This window comes from Nitratiruptor sp. YY08-26, assembly GCF_016593215.1.
Lineage (GTDB): Bacteria > Campylobacterota > Campylobacteria > Campylobacterales > Nitratiruptoraceae > Nitratiruptor > Nitratiruptor tergarcus.
On sequence record NZ_AP023063.1, the window covers coordinates 419,409 to 434,314 of the forward strand.

16 protein-coding genes and 1 tRNA gene are annotated in these 14,906 nt (G+C 37.7%); 6 read left to right on the forward strand and 11 right to left on the reverse strand.

What is annotated here, in order from left to right:
• Window positions 1–5 precede the first annotated feature (5 nt).
• From JG738_RS02390 to JG738_RS02405, 4 genes are read left to right on the forward strand one after another with little or no spacing between them, the layout of a single operon-like run.
• A complete protein-coding gene (locus JG738_RS02390) occupies window positions 6–935 on the forward strand; it encodes a ribose-phosphate pyrophosphokinase (protein ID WP_201338148.1) in 930 nt (309 codons plus the stop codon).
• Between the two features lie 11 nt (window positions 936–946).
• Window positions 947–2,740 (forward strand): translation elongation factor 4, encoded by a 1,794-nt coding sequence (gene lepA, locus JG738_RS02395; protein WP_201338150.1) that lies wholly within the window; start codon window positions 947–949, stop codon window positions 2,738–2,740.
• The gene (locus JG738_RS02400; RefSeq protein ID WP_201338152.1) at window positions 2,740–3,225 is read left to right on the forward strand and encodes a hypothetical protein; all 486 of its coding nucleotides are present in this window, start codon (window positions 2,740–2,742) and stop codon (window positions 3,223–3,225) included. Before lepA ends, JG738_RS02400 begins: the two co-directional genes overlap by 1 nt.
• Entirely contained in the window at window positions 3,222–3,788 is a 567-nt protein-coding gene (locus JG738_RS02405; protein WP_201338154.1) for a ComF family protein, read from the forward strand. Before JG738_RS02400 ends, JG738_RS02405 begins: the two co-directional genes overlap by 4 nt.
• On the opposite strand, the gene JG738_RS02410 is transcribed toward JG738_RS02405, so the two are convergent.
• Window positions 3,789–4,121 (reverse strand): hypothetical protein, encoded by a 333-nt coding sequence (locus tag JG738_RS02410; RefSeq protein ID WP_201338156.1) that lies wholly within the window; start codon window positions 4,119–4,121, stop codon window positions 3,789–3,791.
• A 407-nt stretch (window positions 4,122–4,528) separates the two neighbouring features.
• Between JG738_RS02410 and JG738_RS02415 the strand changes: the two genes are divergently transcribed.
• Window positions 4,529–7,519: a type ISP restriction/modification enzyme gene (locus JG738_RS02415; protein WP_201338158.1), complete on the forward strand. Its 2,991-nt coding sequence runs from the start codon at window positions 4,529–4,531 to the stop codon at window positions 7,517–7,519.
• Here the strand turns inward: JG738_RS02415 and istB are convergent.
• The 3 genes from istB to JG738_RS02430 are packed head-to-tail and all read right to left on the reverse strand — an operon-like array spanning window position 7,494 to window position 9,371.
• Window positions 7,494–8,306, reverse strand: coding sequence for an IS21-like element helper ATPase IstB (gene istB, locus JG738_RS02420; protein ID WP_370583672.1), 813 nt, complete (start codon window positions 8,304–8,306; stop codon window positions 7,494–7,496). The genes JG738_RS02415 and istB overlap by 26 nt on opposite strands.
• The gene (istA, locus tag JG738_RS02425; protein WP_201340470.1) at window positions 8,278–8,925 is read right to left on the reverse strand and encodes an IS21 family transposase; all 648 of its coding nucleotides are present in this window, start codon (window positions 8,923–8,925) and stop codon (window positions 8,278–8,280) included. Before istA ends, istB begins: the two co-directional genes overlap by 29 nt.
• Window positions 8,922–9,371 carry a transposase gene (locus tag JG738_RS02430; protein WP_201338505.1) on the reverse strand — a complete coding sequence of 150 codons (450 nt, stop codon included), beginning with the start codon at window positions 9,369–9,371 and terminating at the stop codon, window positions 8,922–8,924. Before JG738_RS02430 ends, istA begins: the two co-directional genes overlap by 4 nt.
• 74 nt (window positions 9,372–9,445) lie before the next feature.
• On the opposite strand from JG738_RS02430, the gene JG738_RS02435 reads away from it, so the two are divergent.
• Window positions 9,446–9,766 carry a type ISP restriction/modification enzyme gene (locus JG738_RS02435; protein WP_201338162.1) on the forward strand — a complete coding sequence of 107 codons (321 nt, stop codon included), beginning with the start codon at window positions 9,446–9,448 and terminating at the stop codon, window positions 9,764–9,766.
• Between the two features lie 126 nt (window positions 9,767–9,892).
• On the opposite strand, the gene JG738_RS02440 is transcribed toward JG738_RS02435, so the two are convergent.
• The 7 genes from JG738_RS02440 to JG738_RS02470 form a co-directional block, all read right to left on the reverse strand.
• Window positions 9,893–9,967, reverse strand: a tRNA-Asn gene (locus tag JG738_RS02440).
• 330 nt (window positions 9,968–10,297) lie between these two features.
• Window positions 10,298–10,624 carry a type II toxin-antitoxin system PemK/MazF family toxin gene (locus JG738_RS02445; RefSeq protein ID WP_370583663.1) on the reverse strand — a complete coding sequence of 109 codons (327 nt, stop codon included), beginning with the start codon at window positions 10,622–10,624 and terminating at the stop codon, window positions 10,298–10,300.
• Window positions 10,618–10,875, reverse strand: coding sequence for an AbrB/MazE/SpoVT family DNA-binding domain-containing protein (locus JG738_RS02450; RefSeq protein ID WP_201338165.1), 258 nt, complete (start codon window positions 10,873–10,875; stop codon window positions 10,618–10,620). Before JG738_RS02450 ends, JG738_RS02445 begins: the two co-directional genes overlap by 7 nt.
• Before the next feature lie 328 nt (window positions 10,876–11,203).
• On the reverse strand, window positions 11,204–12,433 hold the full coding sequence (locus JG738_RS02455) for an NnrS family protein (protein ID WP_201338167.1): 1,230 nt from the start codon (window positions 12,431–12,433) through the stop codon (window positions 11,204–11,206).
• Between the two features lie 2 nt (window positions 12,434–12,435).
• Entirely contained in the window at window positions 12,436–13,167 is a 732-nt protein-coding gene (locus tag JG738_RS02460; RefSeq protein WP_201338168.1) for an ABC transporter ATP-binding protein, read from the reverse strand.
• Window positions 13,155–13,937 carry an ABC transporter permease gene (locus JG738_RS02465; RefSeq protein ID WP_199200619.1) on the reverse strand — a complete coding sequence of 261 codons (783 nt, stop codon included), beginning with the start codon at window positions 13,935–13,937 and terminating at the stop codon, window positions 13,155–13,157. The genes JG738_RS02460 and JG738_RS02465 overlap by 13 nt, the downstream gene beginning before the upstream one ends.
• On the reverse strand, window positions 13,937–14,905 hold the full coding sequence (locus JG738_RS02470; RefSeq protein WP_201338170.1) for an ABC transporter substrate-binding protein: 969 nt from the start codon (window positions 14,903–14,905) through the stop codon (window positions 13,937–13,939). The genes JG738_RS02465 and JG738_RS02470 overlap by 1 nt, the downstream gene beginning before the upstream one ends.
• Between the last annotated feature and the right edge of the window lies 1 nt (window position 14,906).

The window sequence follows — 14,906 nt, forward strand, 5'->3', positions numbered from 1 at the left end:
AGATAATGCGAGGTTATAAAGTCTTTTCTGGTACTGCACATCCGGAATTTGCTGCACAAATGGTGCAATATTTAGGCGTTCCCCTTTCACAGGCGACTGTGAGTAGATTTAGTGATGGTGAGATCAATGTACAGATAAAAGAGTCTGTACGTGGACGTGATGTATTTATCGTGCAACCTACTGGAGCGCCAGCAAATGATAATTTGATGGAACTACTTATAATGACTGACGCCCTGCGCAGATCGAGTGCAGCTTCTATCACTGCTGTTGTGCCATATTTTGGTTATGCAAGACAGGATAGAAAAGCAGCGCCGAGAGTTCCCATCACAGCAAAGCTTATTGCAAATATGATGGAAAAAGCTGGTATTACACGCGTTATTACAATGGATCTCCATGCAGGGCAGATTCAAGGTTTTTTTGATATTCCTGTGGACAACCTCTATGGTTCTATTATTTTCAAAGAGTATGTCAGAAGTAAAAATCTCAATAGTCCTGTAGTTGCGAGTCCAGATATTGGCGGTGTTGCAAGAGCTAGATATTTTGCCGAGAAGCTTGGATATGATATGGTCATTGTTGATAAAAGACGTGAAAAAGCAAATGAGTCTGAAGTTATGAATATCATAGGCAATGTGGAAGGAAAAGATGTAATTATTGTTGATGATATGATTGATACTGCAGGCACAATAGTCAAAGCAGCAAAAGCGCTTAAAGAAAAAGGAGCTACTTCTGTTATGGCCTGCTGTACACACCCTGTGCTCAGTGGCCCAGCATATGAGAGAATTGAAGAGGGAGAGCTTGATGAGTTGGTAGTGACAAATACTCTTCCTCTTAAAAGAGAGTCTAGCAAAATTAAGGTGCTCTCAGTGGCAAATCTCTTTGGTGAAGTTATTAGAAGAGTTTACTATAATGAGAGCGTAAATAGTCTCTTTCATTAAAAAAGGTTACTATGGAAAATATTAGAAACTTCTCCATCATTGCACATATCGATCACGGAAAAAGTACACTTGCCGATAGGCTTATCCAGACCTGTGGAGCGATTGAAGATCGCAAGATGAGTGAGCAGGTGATGGATACGATGGATATAGAAAAAGAGCGGGGTATTACTATTAAAGCCCAAAGTGTGCGGCTTCGTTACAAGGCAAAAGATGGCAAAGAGTATATTCTCAATCTCATCGATACGCCTGGACACGTGGATTTTAGCTACGAAGTGAGTAGATCTTTGGCTTCAAGTGAGGGAGCACTCCTTGTAGTGGATGCAAGCCAGGGAGTAGAAGCACAAACAATTGCCAATGTCTATATCGCTTTGGAAAACGATCTTGAGCTTATTCCTGTCATTAATAAAATTGACCTGCCAGCGGCGGAGCCTGATAGAGTCAAAGAGGATATTGAAAATACTATTGGTCTTGATTGTACAGATGCAATTGAAGTGAGTGCAAAGACAGGGATTGGCATAGAAGAGCTTCTTGAAGCTATTGTAGAGCGTATTCCAGCTCCAAAGGGAGATCCAAAAGCACCCATAAAAGCGCTCATCTATGATAGTTGGTTTGATAGTTATTTGGGAGCTCTTGCACTGGTGCGCGTCTTTGATGGGGAGATTAAAAAAGGACAAGAGGTGCTTGTCATGGGTACAGGCAAGCAACATGAGGTATTAGATCTCATGTATCCTCATCCCCTCTCTCCCCAAAAAACAGATGCTATAAAAACCGGTGAGATTGGCATTGTTGTTATGGGACTTAAAAACATCGGTGATGTGCAGGTTGGAGATACTATTACAGATGCTAAAAACCCTACAGCTGAGCCTATTGAAGGGTTTGAAGAGGCAAAACCCTTTGTCTTTGCTGGACTATACCCAATCGATACCGATAGATTTGAAGATTTGCGTGAAGCGCTTGATAAACTCAAACTCAATGATGCAGCCATTACCTATGAGCCGGAGACTTCAGCAGCTCTTGGATTTGGCTTTCGCGTAGGATTTTTGGGGCTGCTTCATATGGAGGTAGTCAAAGAGCGATTAGAGCGAGAGTTTGGTTTAGAACTCATTGCAACTGCTCCTACTGTTACATATAGAGTCAAAAAGACAGATGGTACAGAAATCGCTATTCAAAACCCCAGTGAGCTTCCACCTCCCCAAGAGATCGATACAATCTATGAGCCCTATGTGAAAGCGACCATCATTACTCCAACAGAGTTTTTGGGTAATGTGCTTAACCTCCTCAGTGAGAAGCGAGGTGTGCAGCAAAAGATGGATTATATCACTGAAGATCGTGTGATGCTTGAGTATGAGATCCCGATGAATGAGATTGTTATGGATTTTTATGATAAGCTCAAAACTGTTACGAAAGGGTATGCGAGTTTTGATTATGAACCAAGTGGCTACAAGGAGGGGGATCTTGTAAAACTTGATATTCGCGTATCAGGCGAAGTAGTAGATGCTCTATCTATTATTGTTCCAAGGGATAAAGCACAATACAAAGGACGAGAGCTTGTCAAAAAGATGAAAGAACTCGTGCCAAGGCAGCTCTTTGAAGTAGCTATTCAAGCAAGTATTGGTAATAAGATAATTGCGAGAGAGACTGTGAGCGCAATGCGCAAAAATGTTACTGCAAAATGTTATGGTGGTGATATTACACGTAAACGAAAGCTTCTTGAAAAGCAAAAAGCTGGGAAGAAACGTATGAAAGCAATAGGTAAAGTGCAACTTCCACAAGAAGCCTTTTTGAGTGTCTTGAAGATTGATTAATGCGCCTCTTCGCTTTTGTAGCACTGCTCCTCCTTGGATGTAGTTACAAAAGCGTGGAGCTCTCCCCGCAAGTGACTCCTGTTTCCAATACATCTTTGCACATTGTAATTGAAGAGCAGATTACTCCTCTACTTGGGTATATTGTCGATAAAAACAAAAAAATACCTATCAAAATCGATAAAAGTATTGGAGCGCTTCTTAAAGCAAAACTTTCTCAAACAAAAAACAAAAAGCTTGCGACATACGCTATTCATTTGAAAATTCAAAAAGTGCGTATTGTATATTTTCCTCAAAAAAGTGGAAATAATCTTTTTGGTAAACTGCTGCTTGAAGTAAAACTATCTCAAAAAAATAGACTGTTTATTAAAAAAATTGCTATTAATAGGGCGCTCCATATTATGCCAATAGATTATGAGAAAAAAATTGAGCAACTCTTATATTCTATGATAGAAGAGGCTGCAGAACTCATTGAGGAGATAGTGTGAGATGTTTAGTGTGTGAGAGATTCTCGCTTTTACATATTTGTAAAAAGTGCCAAAAAGAGCTGTTGCAACCAATTCTGAGAAAAAGAGAGCTAATTGACAACTTTTTTGTGTATAGCTTTTACGATTATTCTGAGATAGAAGAGCTCTTATATACAAAATATCACTATATTGGAAGTTATATTTATAAGATCTTAGCTAACAACTCTTTACGTAAATTTGCTATAGAGTTTCATTTGGATGCAGGAATTGTTGCAATCGATGATAAAATCTCTCAGCATGGCTATTCCCATACAGCAATTTTAGCTCACAGTATGAAGAGCAAAAATCTTCAACTATGTCGTAATACCTTATGGGCAAGTAACAGTGTAAGCTATGCAGGTAAATCTCTTGCATTTCGCCTCAGTAATCCTAGAAATTTTATTTACAAGGGCAAAAAAGAAGATATTATTTTAGTTGATGATGTAGTTACAACTGGTACTACTCTCAAAGAAGCTTACAGTGTAGTAAAAAGAGCAGGTGCAAACCCGCTCTTTGCTTTAGTTTTAGCTGATGCGAAGAGATGATTATTTTTCTACGCCCAAAATATAGTAGGTCTCTTTGTTTTCAACTTTTTGAAGCTTAACATTATATTTGTCTGCCCATTTGGATATCTCGTTTTTTGCTACTTCGATTGCTGAAGGCTCAGTGGCTTCAATTTTTATTTTGAAGTAGGGATGGGAGTTTGACATTGCAACAAAACCACCATAGTTTTTGAGATGATCATTGAGTGCAACAATATGCTTTTGTATCTGCTCAAAACCAGGAGTAGCTTTTTGAATAGCTTCTAGTTGGCGAATGTTGCTATCATCTGGGTGATAGCCAAGTTGTGTCAAAAGACCTTCAGTGGATAACTGCATAAAAACTCCTTTCATGATTATATGGGATATCTTAGTTAAAAAAAGCTTAGAAGAGAATAGATTTTTTTCTATTGGGAGAAATTCGTATAAGTAATACACTCATATATTTTCACAAAAAATAAAAAATCAAATCTGTACTATGTCCAATAATAAATGATTCCCGAGGTTACCATGTTGATTTTTTATTAGAGTGTTTGACCAACAACAAAAGAAATATTTGTGTCATATAAGTTTGTAAAAATTTTTTACTTTGAATTCATACAGCTTATAACATAGTAAAAGTATTTTTATTTCTGGAAATAGAACAATTCATAGAACAGTTTATTTTAAAATTCTTACTTTCAAGCCTTTCTTATCATCTATCAATTATAATTTGATAAATTTATATTAATATTAGATAGAGAATTATGAAAAATTTGTATGCTATTCAAAGCTATATTGAATCTGTCGCAAAACGTTATGCTACTGGTATTTCTACCGAACATAGTTACAGAGTGGATTTACAAAATCTTATTGCTCATTTCTGTCCCGATCTCACAATCACAAACGAACCTAAGCGTCAAGCTTGTGGGGCTCCCGATTTTATCGTTACAAAAAAGAGTATCCCAGTTGGATACATAGAAGCCAAGGATATTGGCAAAGATCTTGACGATAAAAGTTTGCAGGAGCAATTTGATCGATATCGCCAATCTTTGGATAATCTTATAATCACAGACTATTTACAATTTCGCTTTTATCGACTTGGAGAGGAGAAGGCTCGCGTCAATATAGGAGATATTGAAAACAAAAAAATAGTACCTATTAAAGAAAACTTAGAAAAATTTGCTACTTTGATACGAAACTTTTGCATATATCGGGGCCAAACGATAAAATCCTCTAAAAAGCTCTCTGAAATGATGGCGATCAAAGCGAGGCTTCTTGCTAATGTGATTGCCAGTGCACTTCAAAGCGATGAAAAAACCGAAGCCAACTCCACACTCAAAGAGCAGCTTGAAGCTTTTCGTAAAATACTCATCCACGATATCGGACCAAAAGAGTTCGCTGATATCTATGCCCAGACAATCGCTTATGGAATGTTTGCCGCCAGACTTCACGATCCTACTTTGGAGGATTTTAGCCGTCAAGAAGCCGCCGAGCTCATTCCAAAATCGAACCCCTTTTTGCGCTCCCTTTTTGGATATATTGCTGGTCCCGATATAGATGACCGTATTCGCTGGATTGTAGATGATCTAGCTGATATTTTCAGAGCAACTGATGTAAAATCACTTCTTAAAGGATTTGGAACAGCAACGGCGCAGACCGATCCGATGCTGCACTTCTATGAAACTTTTCTCGGCCATTATGACAAGAAGCTTAAAAAGAGTAGAGGTGTCTGGTACACTCCTGAGCCTGTGGTAGGCTTTATCGTTCGATCGGTAGATCATCTGCTCAAGAGCAAATTCAATCTCTCCGATGGCCTTGTCGACACTAGTAAAATCACAATCAAAATCAAATCCTCTCAGGGTGGAGACAGACGTTATGCTGATGGGTACAAACGGATAGAAAAGGAGATACATAAAGTACAGATACTCGATCCGGCAGCCGGAACAGGTACCTTTCTTGCAGATATCCTCAAGCAAATTTATCGAAATTTTGAAGGGATGCAGGGTATTTGGAGCGAATATGTAAAAGATCATCTCATTCCCCGTCTCAATGGCTTTGAGATACTGATGGCCTCTTATGCGATGGCACATTTAAAGATGGAGCTTTTGTTAAGTGAAACGGGCTATAATGCCGAAAGCTACCAGCGATTGCGTATTTTTTTGACCAACTCTCTCGAAGCCTACCATCCAGATACTGGAACGCTTTTTGCCACTTGGCTGGCAAGAGAAGCTGAGGAAGCCAACAAGGTTAAGCGGGATACACCTGTAATGGTAGTATTAGGCAATCCTCCCTATTCAGGGCATTCGGCCAATAAAGGCGAATGGATCGCTAAACTGCTCGAAGATTACAAGCAAGAGCCTGGAGGTGGCAGACTACGAGAGAAAAATCCTAAATGGCTCAATGATGACTATGTAAAATTTATCCGTTATGGTCAGTACTACATTGAGCGTAACGGAGAAGGGATCTTAGCATACATTAATCCTCATGGCTATCTTGACAATCCAACCTTTCGTGGGATGCGCTACAATCTATTGCAAACCTTCGATGAGATCTATGTCCTCGATCTCCATGGGAATGCTAATAAGAAAGAGCGGGCTCCCGACGGCGGAAAAGATGAAAACGTCTTTGACATCAAACAGGGCGTAAGTATCAATATCTTCGTTAAAATGGGCAAAAAGCCCAAAGGAAAATTGGCGAAAGTCTATCACCACGAACTCTATGGGCTTCGCAAAAGCAAATACGACTATCTCGACTCCCATAGCGTCGCCTCGGTAGATTATACGGAGCTAAAACCAAAAGCTCCTCAGTATTACTTCATGCCCAAAGATGAAGAGGCGATGGCGAAGTATCAGCTGGGATTTGCACTCAATGAACTGTTTCCAGTCAATTCTGTGGGCATTGTTACATCAAGAGATAGCCTTGTAATAGCAGAGAACAAAAAAGAGCTTATTGAGAAAATAAAAACCTTTTTCGAGCATGATGAAAACTATCTGAAGAATATATTGAAGCTAAAAGAGAATAAAAGCTGGAAAATTGCTGAAGTGAAAAAACGAGCGTCTTTCAATGAAAAGTTTATTTACCCTATATCTTATCGGCCATTTGATGATAGATATATCTACTATGATACAGAAAATTTCATTGAACGAGGTCGTGAAAAAGTAATGCGCCATATGCTGGTCGGAGAGAATATAGGGCTTCTTATTAGCAGACAAGGAGAAGAGGCAAATCGAGAGTTTTATGATACTGTAAGTGTTACTTCAAAAATTGTTGATTTGAATTATTTTAGAAGAGGGGGAGTAATATTGTTACCAATTTATAGATATCCTGAAGAATCCTCCTTAAGCAAACAACGCTCACCAAACCTCAACAAGGAAATTCTCTCAAACATAGAAAAAAGCCTCGGACTTCATTTTGTACCCGAAAAGAGTGAAGAGCCAAACACCTTCGCCCCAATCGATTTGCTTGACTACATATACGCTGTGCTTCATAGCCCCAGCTATCGCCAAAAATACGCAGAATTTCTTAAATCCGATTTTCCAAGAGTGCCATATCCAGACAATAAAAAACTATTTTGGAGACTAGTAGAGCTTGGCAGCAGATTGCGACAAATACATCTGCTCGAATCCAAAGAGCTCTCTCCTCCTATTATTACATATCCTATCGATGGAAACTGTCAAGTGCAACCTAAAAATGTACCAAGATGCGAAGTGAAAATGTACCACTTTGAAACTAAAAATTGTTATCGAGTCCAGTAATAAGGACACCAGCTTTTCTTTTTTGCTTAAGCCTGTAGCTTTCACCTTGGATATTGAGTATATGGCTATGGTGAATAAGCCTATCAAGTATTGCTGTAGTTAACGCTTCATCATTGTTGAGCACCTCCTTGAATTTTGTAAAAGATAGATTGCTTGTAATGATAATTGATCCTATTTCATACCGTTTATTGATAACCTGGAAAAAGAGATTGGCCTGGTTTTCATTGAGCTTGATATAGCCAAATTCATCGATAATCAAGAGTTTTACCGTATTGATAACCTTTTTGAAATAGTGCTGCAACCTGTTGGTCTGCTGCGCAATCTCAAGTTGTAAAAGCAGATCTGCTGCAGTGATGAATTTTGTTTTTATTCTTGCTTGTGTAGCAAGATATCCCAAAGCTATGGCCATGTGGGTTTTCCCAACACCGCTTGGTCCAATAAGCAGGATATTTTCGGCATTCTCTATAAATCTTAAAGTAGAAAGTTCATTAATAATATTTCTATCTACCGCAGAAGATGAGAAATCAAACATCTCTATGGTCTTTACTTTTGGAAAGCCTGCCATTTTCAGTGTTGTTGCTTTTGAACGCTCTATCTTCTTTTGATGTTCATATCTAAAAAGCTCAAGCAAAAAGTGGCTGTATGAAAGATTCTTTTTAGCTGCTTCTTGCGCTATGGATGAAAAGCTCTCTTTAATGGCAGGAAGTTTAAAAAGCGCAGCATACTCTTGTATCTGTTCATTTATACTGTGTATCTCTTTATGCATGGCAAACTCCCAAAAGCGCATCATACTCCTCTAAAGAACTCTTAGCTGTATTATGTATGTTTATGCTGTTTTTATACTTTTTATTTGACAAGGAAAGCTTTTTATCTATGCAATTGTCATATTCTTTTTTGTTATGCAAGCTTTTTGGCTTGGCTAAAATTATTAGCGGCAGCAGAACTTTTTGCTCTTTTATAAAGAGCTCTTTTGGTTTTTGCTTCGTTGTTGCGTGCACTCTATTATGAACAATTTCAAGCCACTGAAATATCTGGCTGTTAAGAAGCTTTGTATCTATAACAAGCGAAGAGTTTTTGAGTCTTGCTTTCAAAGGAATATAGAAGTTTCCTTTCATATAGCCTATAACTCTCTCTACCTTCCCTTTTGTTTTTGCCCTGTAGGGTTTACAAAGTTTTGGAATAAATCCATACTCTTTGGAAAAATCCAAAAACCTCTCATTAAATCTGTGTTTTGCATTCCCGTAAGCGTTATGCTCTATCACCACGCTTTTGAGGTTGTCGTAAAGAATGGTTCTAGGCACTCCCCCAAAGAAGGCGAAAGCCTTTTTATGACAATCTATAAAACTATCAAAGCGCATATTGTCTGTAAAGCAGATAAATGCGTATCTGCTATAGCCCAAAATCATCGCAAAGGCATAAATGGGATTCTTCCCTCTTCTCTTCGTATCACCGTCCAGTCAGCTTGCGCCTGCTCGCCCGGATCTGTCTCAAATCGCACTACCTCTTCCTCTTTTACGCTCATATGCTCTTTATAAAGCCCGCTCATAAACGCCTGCAATATTCTTATCTTCCCCTCATACCCTTTTGCTGTAATCTCCCGGTATATTACCGTTGAAGGAATTTTATCCGGCAACCCTTGAGCTATTCTCTTTTTTATATACTCTTTGTATGGATCGAGCTTCGATTTGTAAACTCTCGGTTTTCTTGGCAGAAGCTTATCCTCTTTGAGTCTTTTGGATACGGTTCTTCTATCAAGTCCCGTCATCCTTGCAATAGCTCTTATGCTGTATCCTTGTCTGTAAAGTGTATGTACCATCACAAACTCCTCGTATGTAATCACTATTGCCTCCAAATATTTTTGGAAGCGATTATATTCTCTTATATTTCCTCATCTCATGGATGGTACATTTTCATCTTGCGTCTGTGGTGTATTTTAACATTGCAGGTGACAGAAACAACACCATCACTAGAAAAATTGTTAAAAAGGATTTCGAGATCACAGACAAAGAGAAAGGCATCGGGCGTATCTGGATAAATGACACTCAATACTTTGGTCAAATACCCCTTAAAGCCTGGGAGTTTTATATCGGAGGCTATCAGCCTGCCCAGAAGTGGCTCAAAGACCGCCATGGTAGAACGCTTCGGTTTGAAGATATCCGCCACTATCAAAAGATCGTCAAAGCCCTTATACTAACCGATGAAATAATGCAAGAGATCGATGCTACTGAGTTTGCAAAATTATTATAAATTTTATTTTTTCATTTGAGATAAAATCAAATAGAATGATTTTTGAATAGAAATATATAAGATACAGAGTATAACAATTAATTTTGTGACGGATGTTTATAAAAATGGAGATTAATAAGAAATAAGTGGCTCCGGATGCAGGATTCGAACCTGCGACCAACCGGTTAACAGCCGGTTGCTCTACCGCTGAGCTAATCCGGAATATCGAAGTTTAGAAGCTTCGCGTTTGATTTGTGAGTAGAATTATAAGCAAAAAATTTTTGCTTGTCAAGAGTTTGTATAAGTCCAATACATATGGCACTCATTATAATTTTCAAGGAGGTATTGTACCGGAGATTTAAAATTAAGAGAAGAGTGTGGTATTTTGGTATTGTAATATCGATAAGCCACTGGGCTTTAGTTGTTTGCATAATTTTTCTGATATGTTCAAATGTACCTTATCAACTATCGATAATACAACGTTACGAACGGTCTCATAAAACTTATTTTTATTGTATATTTGCCAAATTAACAACAAAAATCAAAAGTATTTCAATAACTAAACATTTCAACTAAAGTATCTGCAATCTCTTTTGCTTTTGTTTGGTCAACTTTCCCAACTTTTTTCACAAGTCTACTTTTATCAACTGTTCTTATTTGATCTAATAACACTAACCCTTCTTTATTTTGGAATTTTATTTTTGGCCGGAAAATGAATTCAAATCCTTTGCTAGTTAGGGGAGCTATTATAACGGTTCTTAAAACATTTATTTCATCTGGCGAAACTATAATACAAGGTCTTGTTTTTTGAATTTCAAAACCAACGGTTGGATCAAGTTTTACAAGATAAATCTCAAATCTTGAGACTTTCATTACCATTCCCAATCTTCAAATGTTTCATTTAAAAACTCTTCTACAATACCTTTATCTTTTTTATCTTTGTTTTTGGCTAAAACCTCTTCAATATTCTCTTTCCAGTTTAATCTATTTTTTTGTTTAATAGGTTTTAATAGCAGTCCCTCTTTTGTTACTACAAATTCTATTTCTGCATTTTCTAGATTTGCTTGTTTAATAATTGGTTGGGGTATTCTAATTCCTTTTGAATTACCTATTTTGATCAATGTAGCCATATTTTTCTCCTTATTCTGAATATAATCATATCAGCAGCTATTTGGTAATTATATTGTAATTACTTATTTCTGTCAATCTTTTGTATAAGTCCAATTCATTTGGCACTCATTATGATTTATTTTCAAGAAGATATTGTATCGGAGATTTAAGATTAAGTGAATGACAGGGTATTTTATATAATAATCGATAAAGTGTCCATGAATAGTCCTATCGAATCACTCATTGTGTGCATTCATCTCAGGTTTTTTATCTACTTCTTCTAAAGCTCTCTTTCATCAAAAAAATTGGTCTTCTCTTGAATAGATATTTTTAAAAGAACTTTTGAATTTATCCCGGCAGTCCGTCTGCTCGTGGAGTAATTAACCATTTAAAATATCGTATCATATAAATAACAAAAGGCAGTGTCCAAATAACTGCAGAGAGTTCGTAGAGTATTTGAGAATGCTCGGGGTAAAAGGCAACAGCTGTCCTAAGCAGTGCCGCGATAACGATAGAGATTGTTCCCAAACAGATAAAATTGTCTCTTGTTTTAGCAATATCTCTTCCAGTATGAACAATCGTAACAACAATCATAACCACATAAAACGAAAGTGTCCAAGCGCCGGTTGTAAGCATATGCAGAAGATCTCCGTTAAAAAGTTTCATTCCACTTAGGTAGTTATAGCCAATAAGTCCGTAACCAACTGCAATCAAAACTGGAACGAGCTCTAATGAGAAAATGAGCTTTTTAAATAAAATATTTGTCTCTTCATAATTGATAAAATCATTCAAAATTGCCAAAGCTGCACTTGCTGTGCCTAAAGCCACCCAGCCTAATGCTCTGTTTTGCGGAAAGAAAAATTCAAGTGCGCTAAAAAGAGCAATCATAAAAATTGTTAAGTTATATGCCGGAGGTCTTGCAAAAAAGATCTCTTCATATCCTTCATGCTCTAAAATCTCATTGACAGCTTCTGTGTTTACTCTGCGAATCGCAAGAATAATAAGAATTAAAAATAGGCCAAGGCTGAGCTTTAAAACATCTAAAGGATCTGTTTTTACAACTCCTGCAACACTTAAAAAAAACCAAATTTGTGCAACTTGCACAGCTATAAAGGTATAGGCGATGCTGACGTGGCGTTTAGCAGGGTCTTTGAAGATTGGCTTGATAACCAAAAGGGTAAGCCAGGCAAAGAGGATTATGTTAATAATCGCTGCCGGATATACTCCAAGAACTCCCATCAGCCAAAAGGCAATTCTACCTACTATCCAAAATCCAAAAAGAGCGGCTAACTCTTTTCCAACAATTGGAACGGTTCCTGGAAAAAGTTCAGGTGCTCCTGTTAAAATAAAGGCAGCCATTCCTAAAAATCCTACTCCAAAAAGCATCTCGTAGATATGCCAGCTCATGCCATCACCAATAAATGGTAAAGCAATATAACCATTGTAATAAAGCACCCAAAGAAGAATTGAAAGAATCATATAAGGAGGCATCAGCAAAAAGGCTGGGCGAAAACCGTAGGCAAGATAGGTAGGAAAAGCTCCTTTGGGATAGGATTCATAATGTTTTGTAGCTGCCATATTTACTCCAGTTCAAACGTTTCTATAATATAAGGATCTTGTAACAGCTTTGCAGTTTCGCTGTAAACATAGCTATCGTCTCTTTTGCTTTGTGGAATATCAATTGAGAAAGTTTTAACGATTCTGCCGGGATCTGGCTCAAGTACAAAAATCTTATCGCTCAGTTTCACTGCTTCCATTAAGTCGTGTGTTATGAAAAAAATAGTAATTGCTTTTTTGTCAATTAATTCAATCAAATGGTTTTGTAGCTCTCTTTTGAGACCAATATCCAAAGCAGAAAAGGGCTCATCTAAAAAAAGAAGCTCTGGCTTTGTGACAAGGGCTCTAGCGAATGAGACTCTTTGACTCATTCCACCACTTAGCTCTTTTGGAAACTTTTCAAAATCATCCTCTTCTAAATCAAATTTCAAAGCAATCTCTTTTGCTCTTTTGATACGCTCTTTTTTAGAAACTCCTTGAGCTTTGAGACCAAAAGCGATATTATCAAGTACATTTTTCCATGGAAGCAGTCTTGCATCTTGAAAGGCGATTGCCTGGGTTTTAAAGCTATTTTCAATCGTTCCTTCCTGTCTATCCAGTAGACCCGCACATAGCCTAAGAAGCGTTGTTTTTCCTCCACCACTTGGCCCTACAACTGAGACAACTTCTCCTTCATCTATTTCAAAACTGATATCCTCAAGGATTGTTTTATATCCAAAAGAGAATGTTAGATGCTCTACCTTCAATCGCGCCATTTTTCTACTTCTTTTTTAATAGGTTCTAAAAAGATATACTCCACAATCATTAAAAGAGCAATCATAATGACAACAAGTGCAAGAGCTGTTTTGGTATCAAGCTGACTTCTAGCCATCGCCAAAGCCGCGCCGATTCCATCGCTTGTAGCCAAAAGCTCTGCCATTACAACGATCTTCCAAGCCATTCCAAGAGCGCTTACCCAAGCTGGAAAGATGTAAGAGAAGATGTGGGGCAGATAAATATCGGTAAATTTCATCAACTTTGGCACTTTAAAAGTATCTGCCATCTCTTCAAATTTATCTTCTAAGGTTCTTGTTCCTTGCAAAGCTCCGATAAAGACTATTGGCATGGATGCTACAAATACAGTAAATTCAACCGTCATATCTCCCATACCAAACCAAATCATCGCCAAAACGATCCAGGCAATCGGAGGCATTCCCATCAAAATGGTAATAATTGGACGGCTTGCAACGGAGGCTGTAATAAAAAAACCGGCAATTAAGCCAAGGAGCGTTCCAATTGAAAGAGAGAGTCCAAATCCAACAATGACTCTATTAATCGTAATAGAAAGATTGTCTAAAAACTCTTTGTCTTGAAACAGCTCTAAAACACTTTGAAAGCTTTGCAAAGGGGAGGGCAAAATCATATCCCCATAAATTTGATTGCCCACATCCCAGGCTGCAATAAAGAGAAAAATAGCAGCTATGGAGCCCCAGCCGCTCCATAAAAATTTGGGAAAATCTTTGATAATTTTTTTAAGAGCATCCATCAGTAGTAAAACTCCTCATCAGGAAGTTTTCCGCCTATGATTTTTGGACTTTGCTCTTTTAGTTTTTCAAAGAAAAATTCAATATCTTTTTTTGCTTCTTTTGCTTTAACAACTTCCATTTTTACATGGCTAATGGAGTCTGCCACAGCCTCTGGTGTAAACATTTTTACATATTTTACAACAAGTTTTCCTGCCTCTTTTGGATGGCTTTTATACCACTGCATAGCTTCAATGTATGCTTTTTCAAAAGCTTCAACGATTTTTTTGTTTTCTCTCATTTTTCCTACAACTGCCATACCGGCTTGTGGGATTTTAGGTTTTGTATGAAAAGCTTTTGCCCACTCTTGTTGCAAATCAATCCCTCTATAAAGCTCTGGAGCAACGATACTTATAGGAAAAGAGTGTGTTTTTCTAAGTACCATCGATGTTGCAGGCTCTGGCAGGAGGGCATTGTCTTGTCGTCTCATGATAAGCTGGCTAGCTGCATCCATTGGATTGGATACATAGATAAGATGAATATCTTTAGAGCTTAATTTCTTCTGTTTCATAATGGCTCTAAGAACAATATCCGGCATATCGCCTCTCCAAGGAACAAGAAGCGATTTTCCCTTTAGCTTTTCAAGGGTATTTATATTTTTATCTCTAACTAAAATATGCAAAATCCCCCAAATGGAAACATTTAAGAGCTGAATTGGTTGCTTTTTGTTATACAAAATTGAGGCCACGTTCGTTGGCACTGCTACAAAATCTACCTCTTTATTGATAATCATCGCTCTTAGCTGATCAGGGTTTTTCCAAAGGCGAAACTCGATCTTTTTTGCATACTTTTTCAATGCGCCGCTTTCAATTATATGAAAGATTGGATGTGAGACATTTGCAGATGGTCCTGCTATGACGATTTTTTCAAGTTTCTCTGATGCTATTGAAAATGTCAAGAACATCAAAAGCAGCAGTAATAGTTTTTTCATG

Coding starts and splice junctions, on each gene's coding strand:
- istB (WP_370583672.1), bottom strand. CDS start 8,306: ATGCGCTTTTGGGAGTTTGCCATGCATAAAGAGATACACAGTATAAAT.
- JG738_RS02470 (WP_201338170.1), bottom strand. CDS start 14,905: ATGAAAAAACTATTACTGCTGCTTTTGATGTTCTTGACATTTTCAATA.
- JG738_RS02445 (WP_370583663.1), bottom strand. CDS start 10,624: ATGGTAATGAAAGTCTCAAGATTTGAGATTTATCTTGTAAAACTTGAT.
- JG738_RS02390 (WP_201338148.1), top strand. CDS start 6: ATGCGAGGTTATAAAGTCTTTTCTGGTACTGCACATCCGGAATTTGCT.
- JG738_RS02455 (WP_201338167.1), bottom strand. CDS start 12,433: ATGGCAGCTACAAAACATTATGAATCCTATCCCAAAGGAGCTTTTCCT.
- JG738_RS02400 (WP_201338152.1), top strand. CDS start 2,740: ATGCGCCTCTTCGCTTTTGTAGCACTGCTCCTCCTTGGATGTAGTTAC.
- JG738_RS02410 (WP_201338156.1), bottom strand. CDS start 4,121: ATGCAGTTATCCACTGAAGGTCTTTTGACACAACTTGGCTATCACCCA.
- JG738_RS02415 (WP_201338158.1), top strand. CDS start 4,529: ATGAAAAATTTGTATGCTATTCAAAGCTATATTGAATCTGTCGCAAAA.
- JG738_RS02465 (WP_199200619.1), bottom strand. CDS start 13,937: ATGGATGCTCTTAAAAAAATTATCAAAGATTTTCCCAAATTTTTATGG.
- istA (WP_201340470.1), bottom strand. CDS start 8,925: ATGATTTTGGGCTATAGCAGATACGCATTTATCTGCTTTACAGACAAT.
- JG738_RS02450 (WP_201338165.1), bottom strand. CDS start 10,875: ATGGCTACATTGATCAAAATAGGTAATTCAAAAGGAATTAGAATACCC.
- JG738_RS02460 (WP_201338168.1), bottom strand. CDS start 13,167: ATGGCGCGATTGAAGGTAGAGCATCTAACATTCTCTTTTGGATATAAA.
- lepA (WP_201338150.1), top strand. CDS start 947: ATGGAAAATATTAGAAACTTCTCCATCATTGCACATATCGATCACGGA.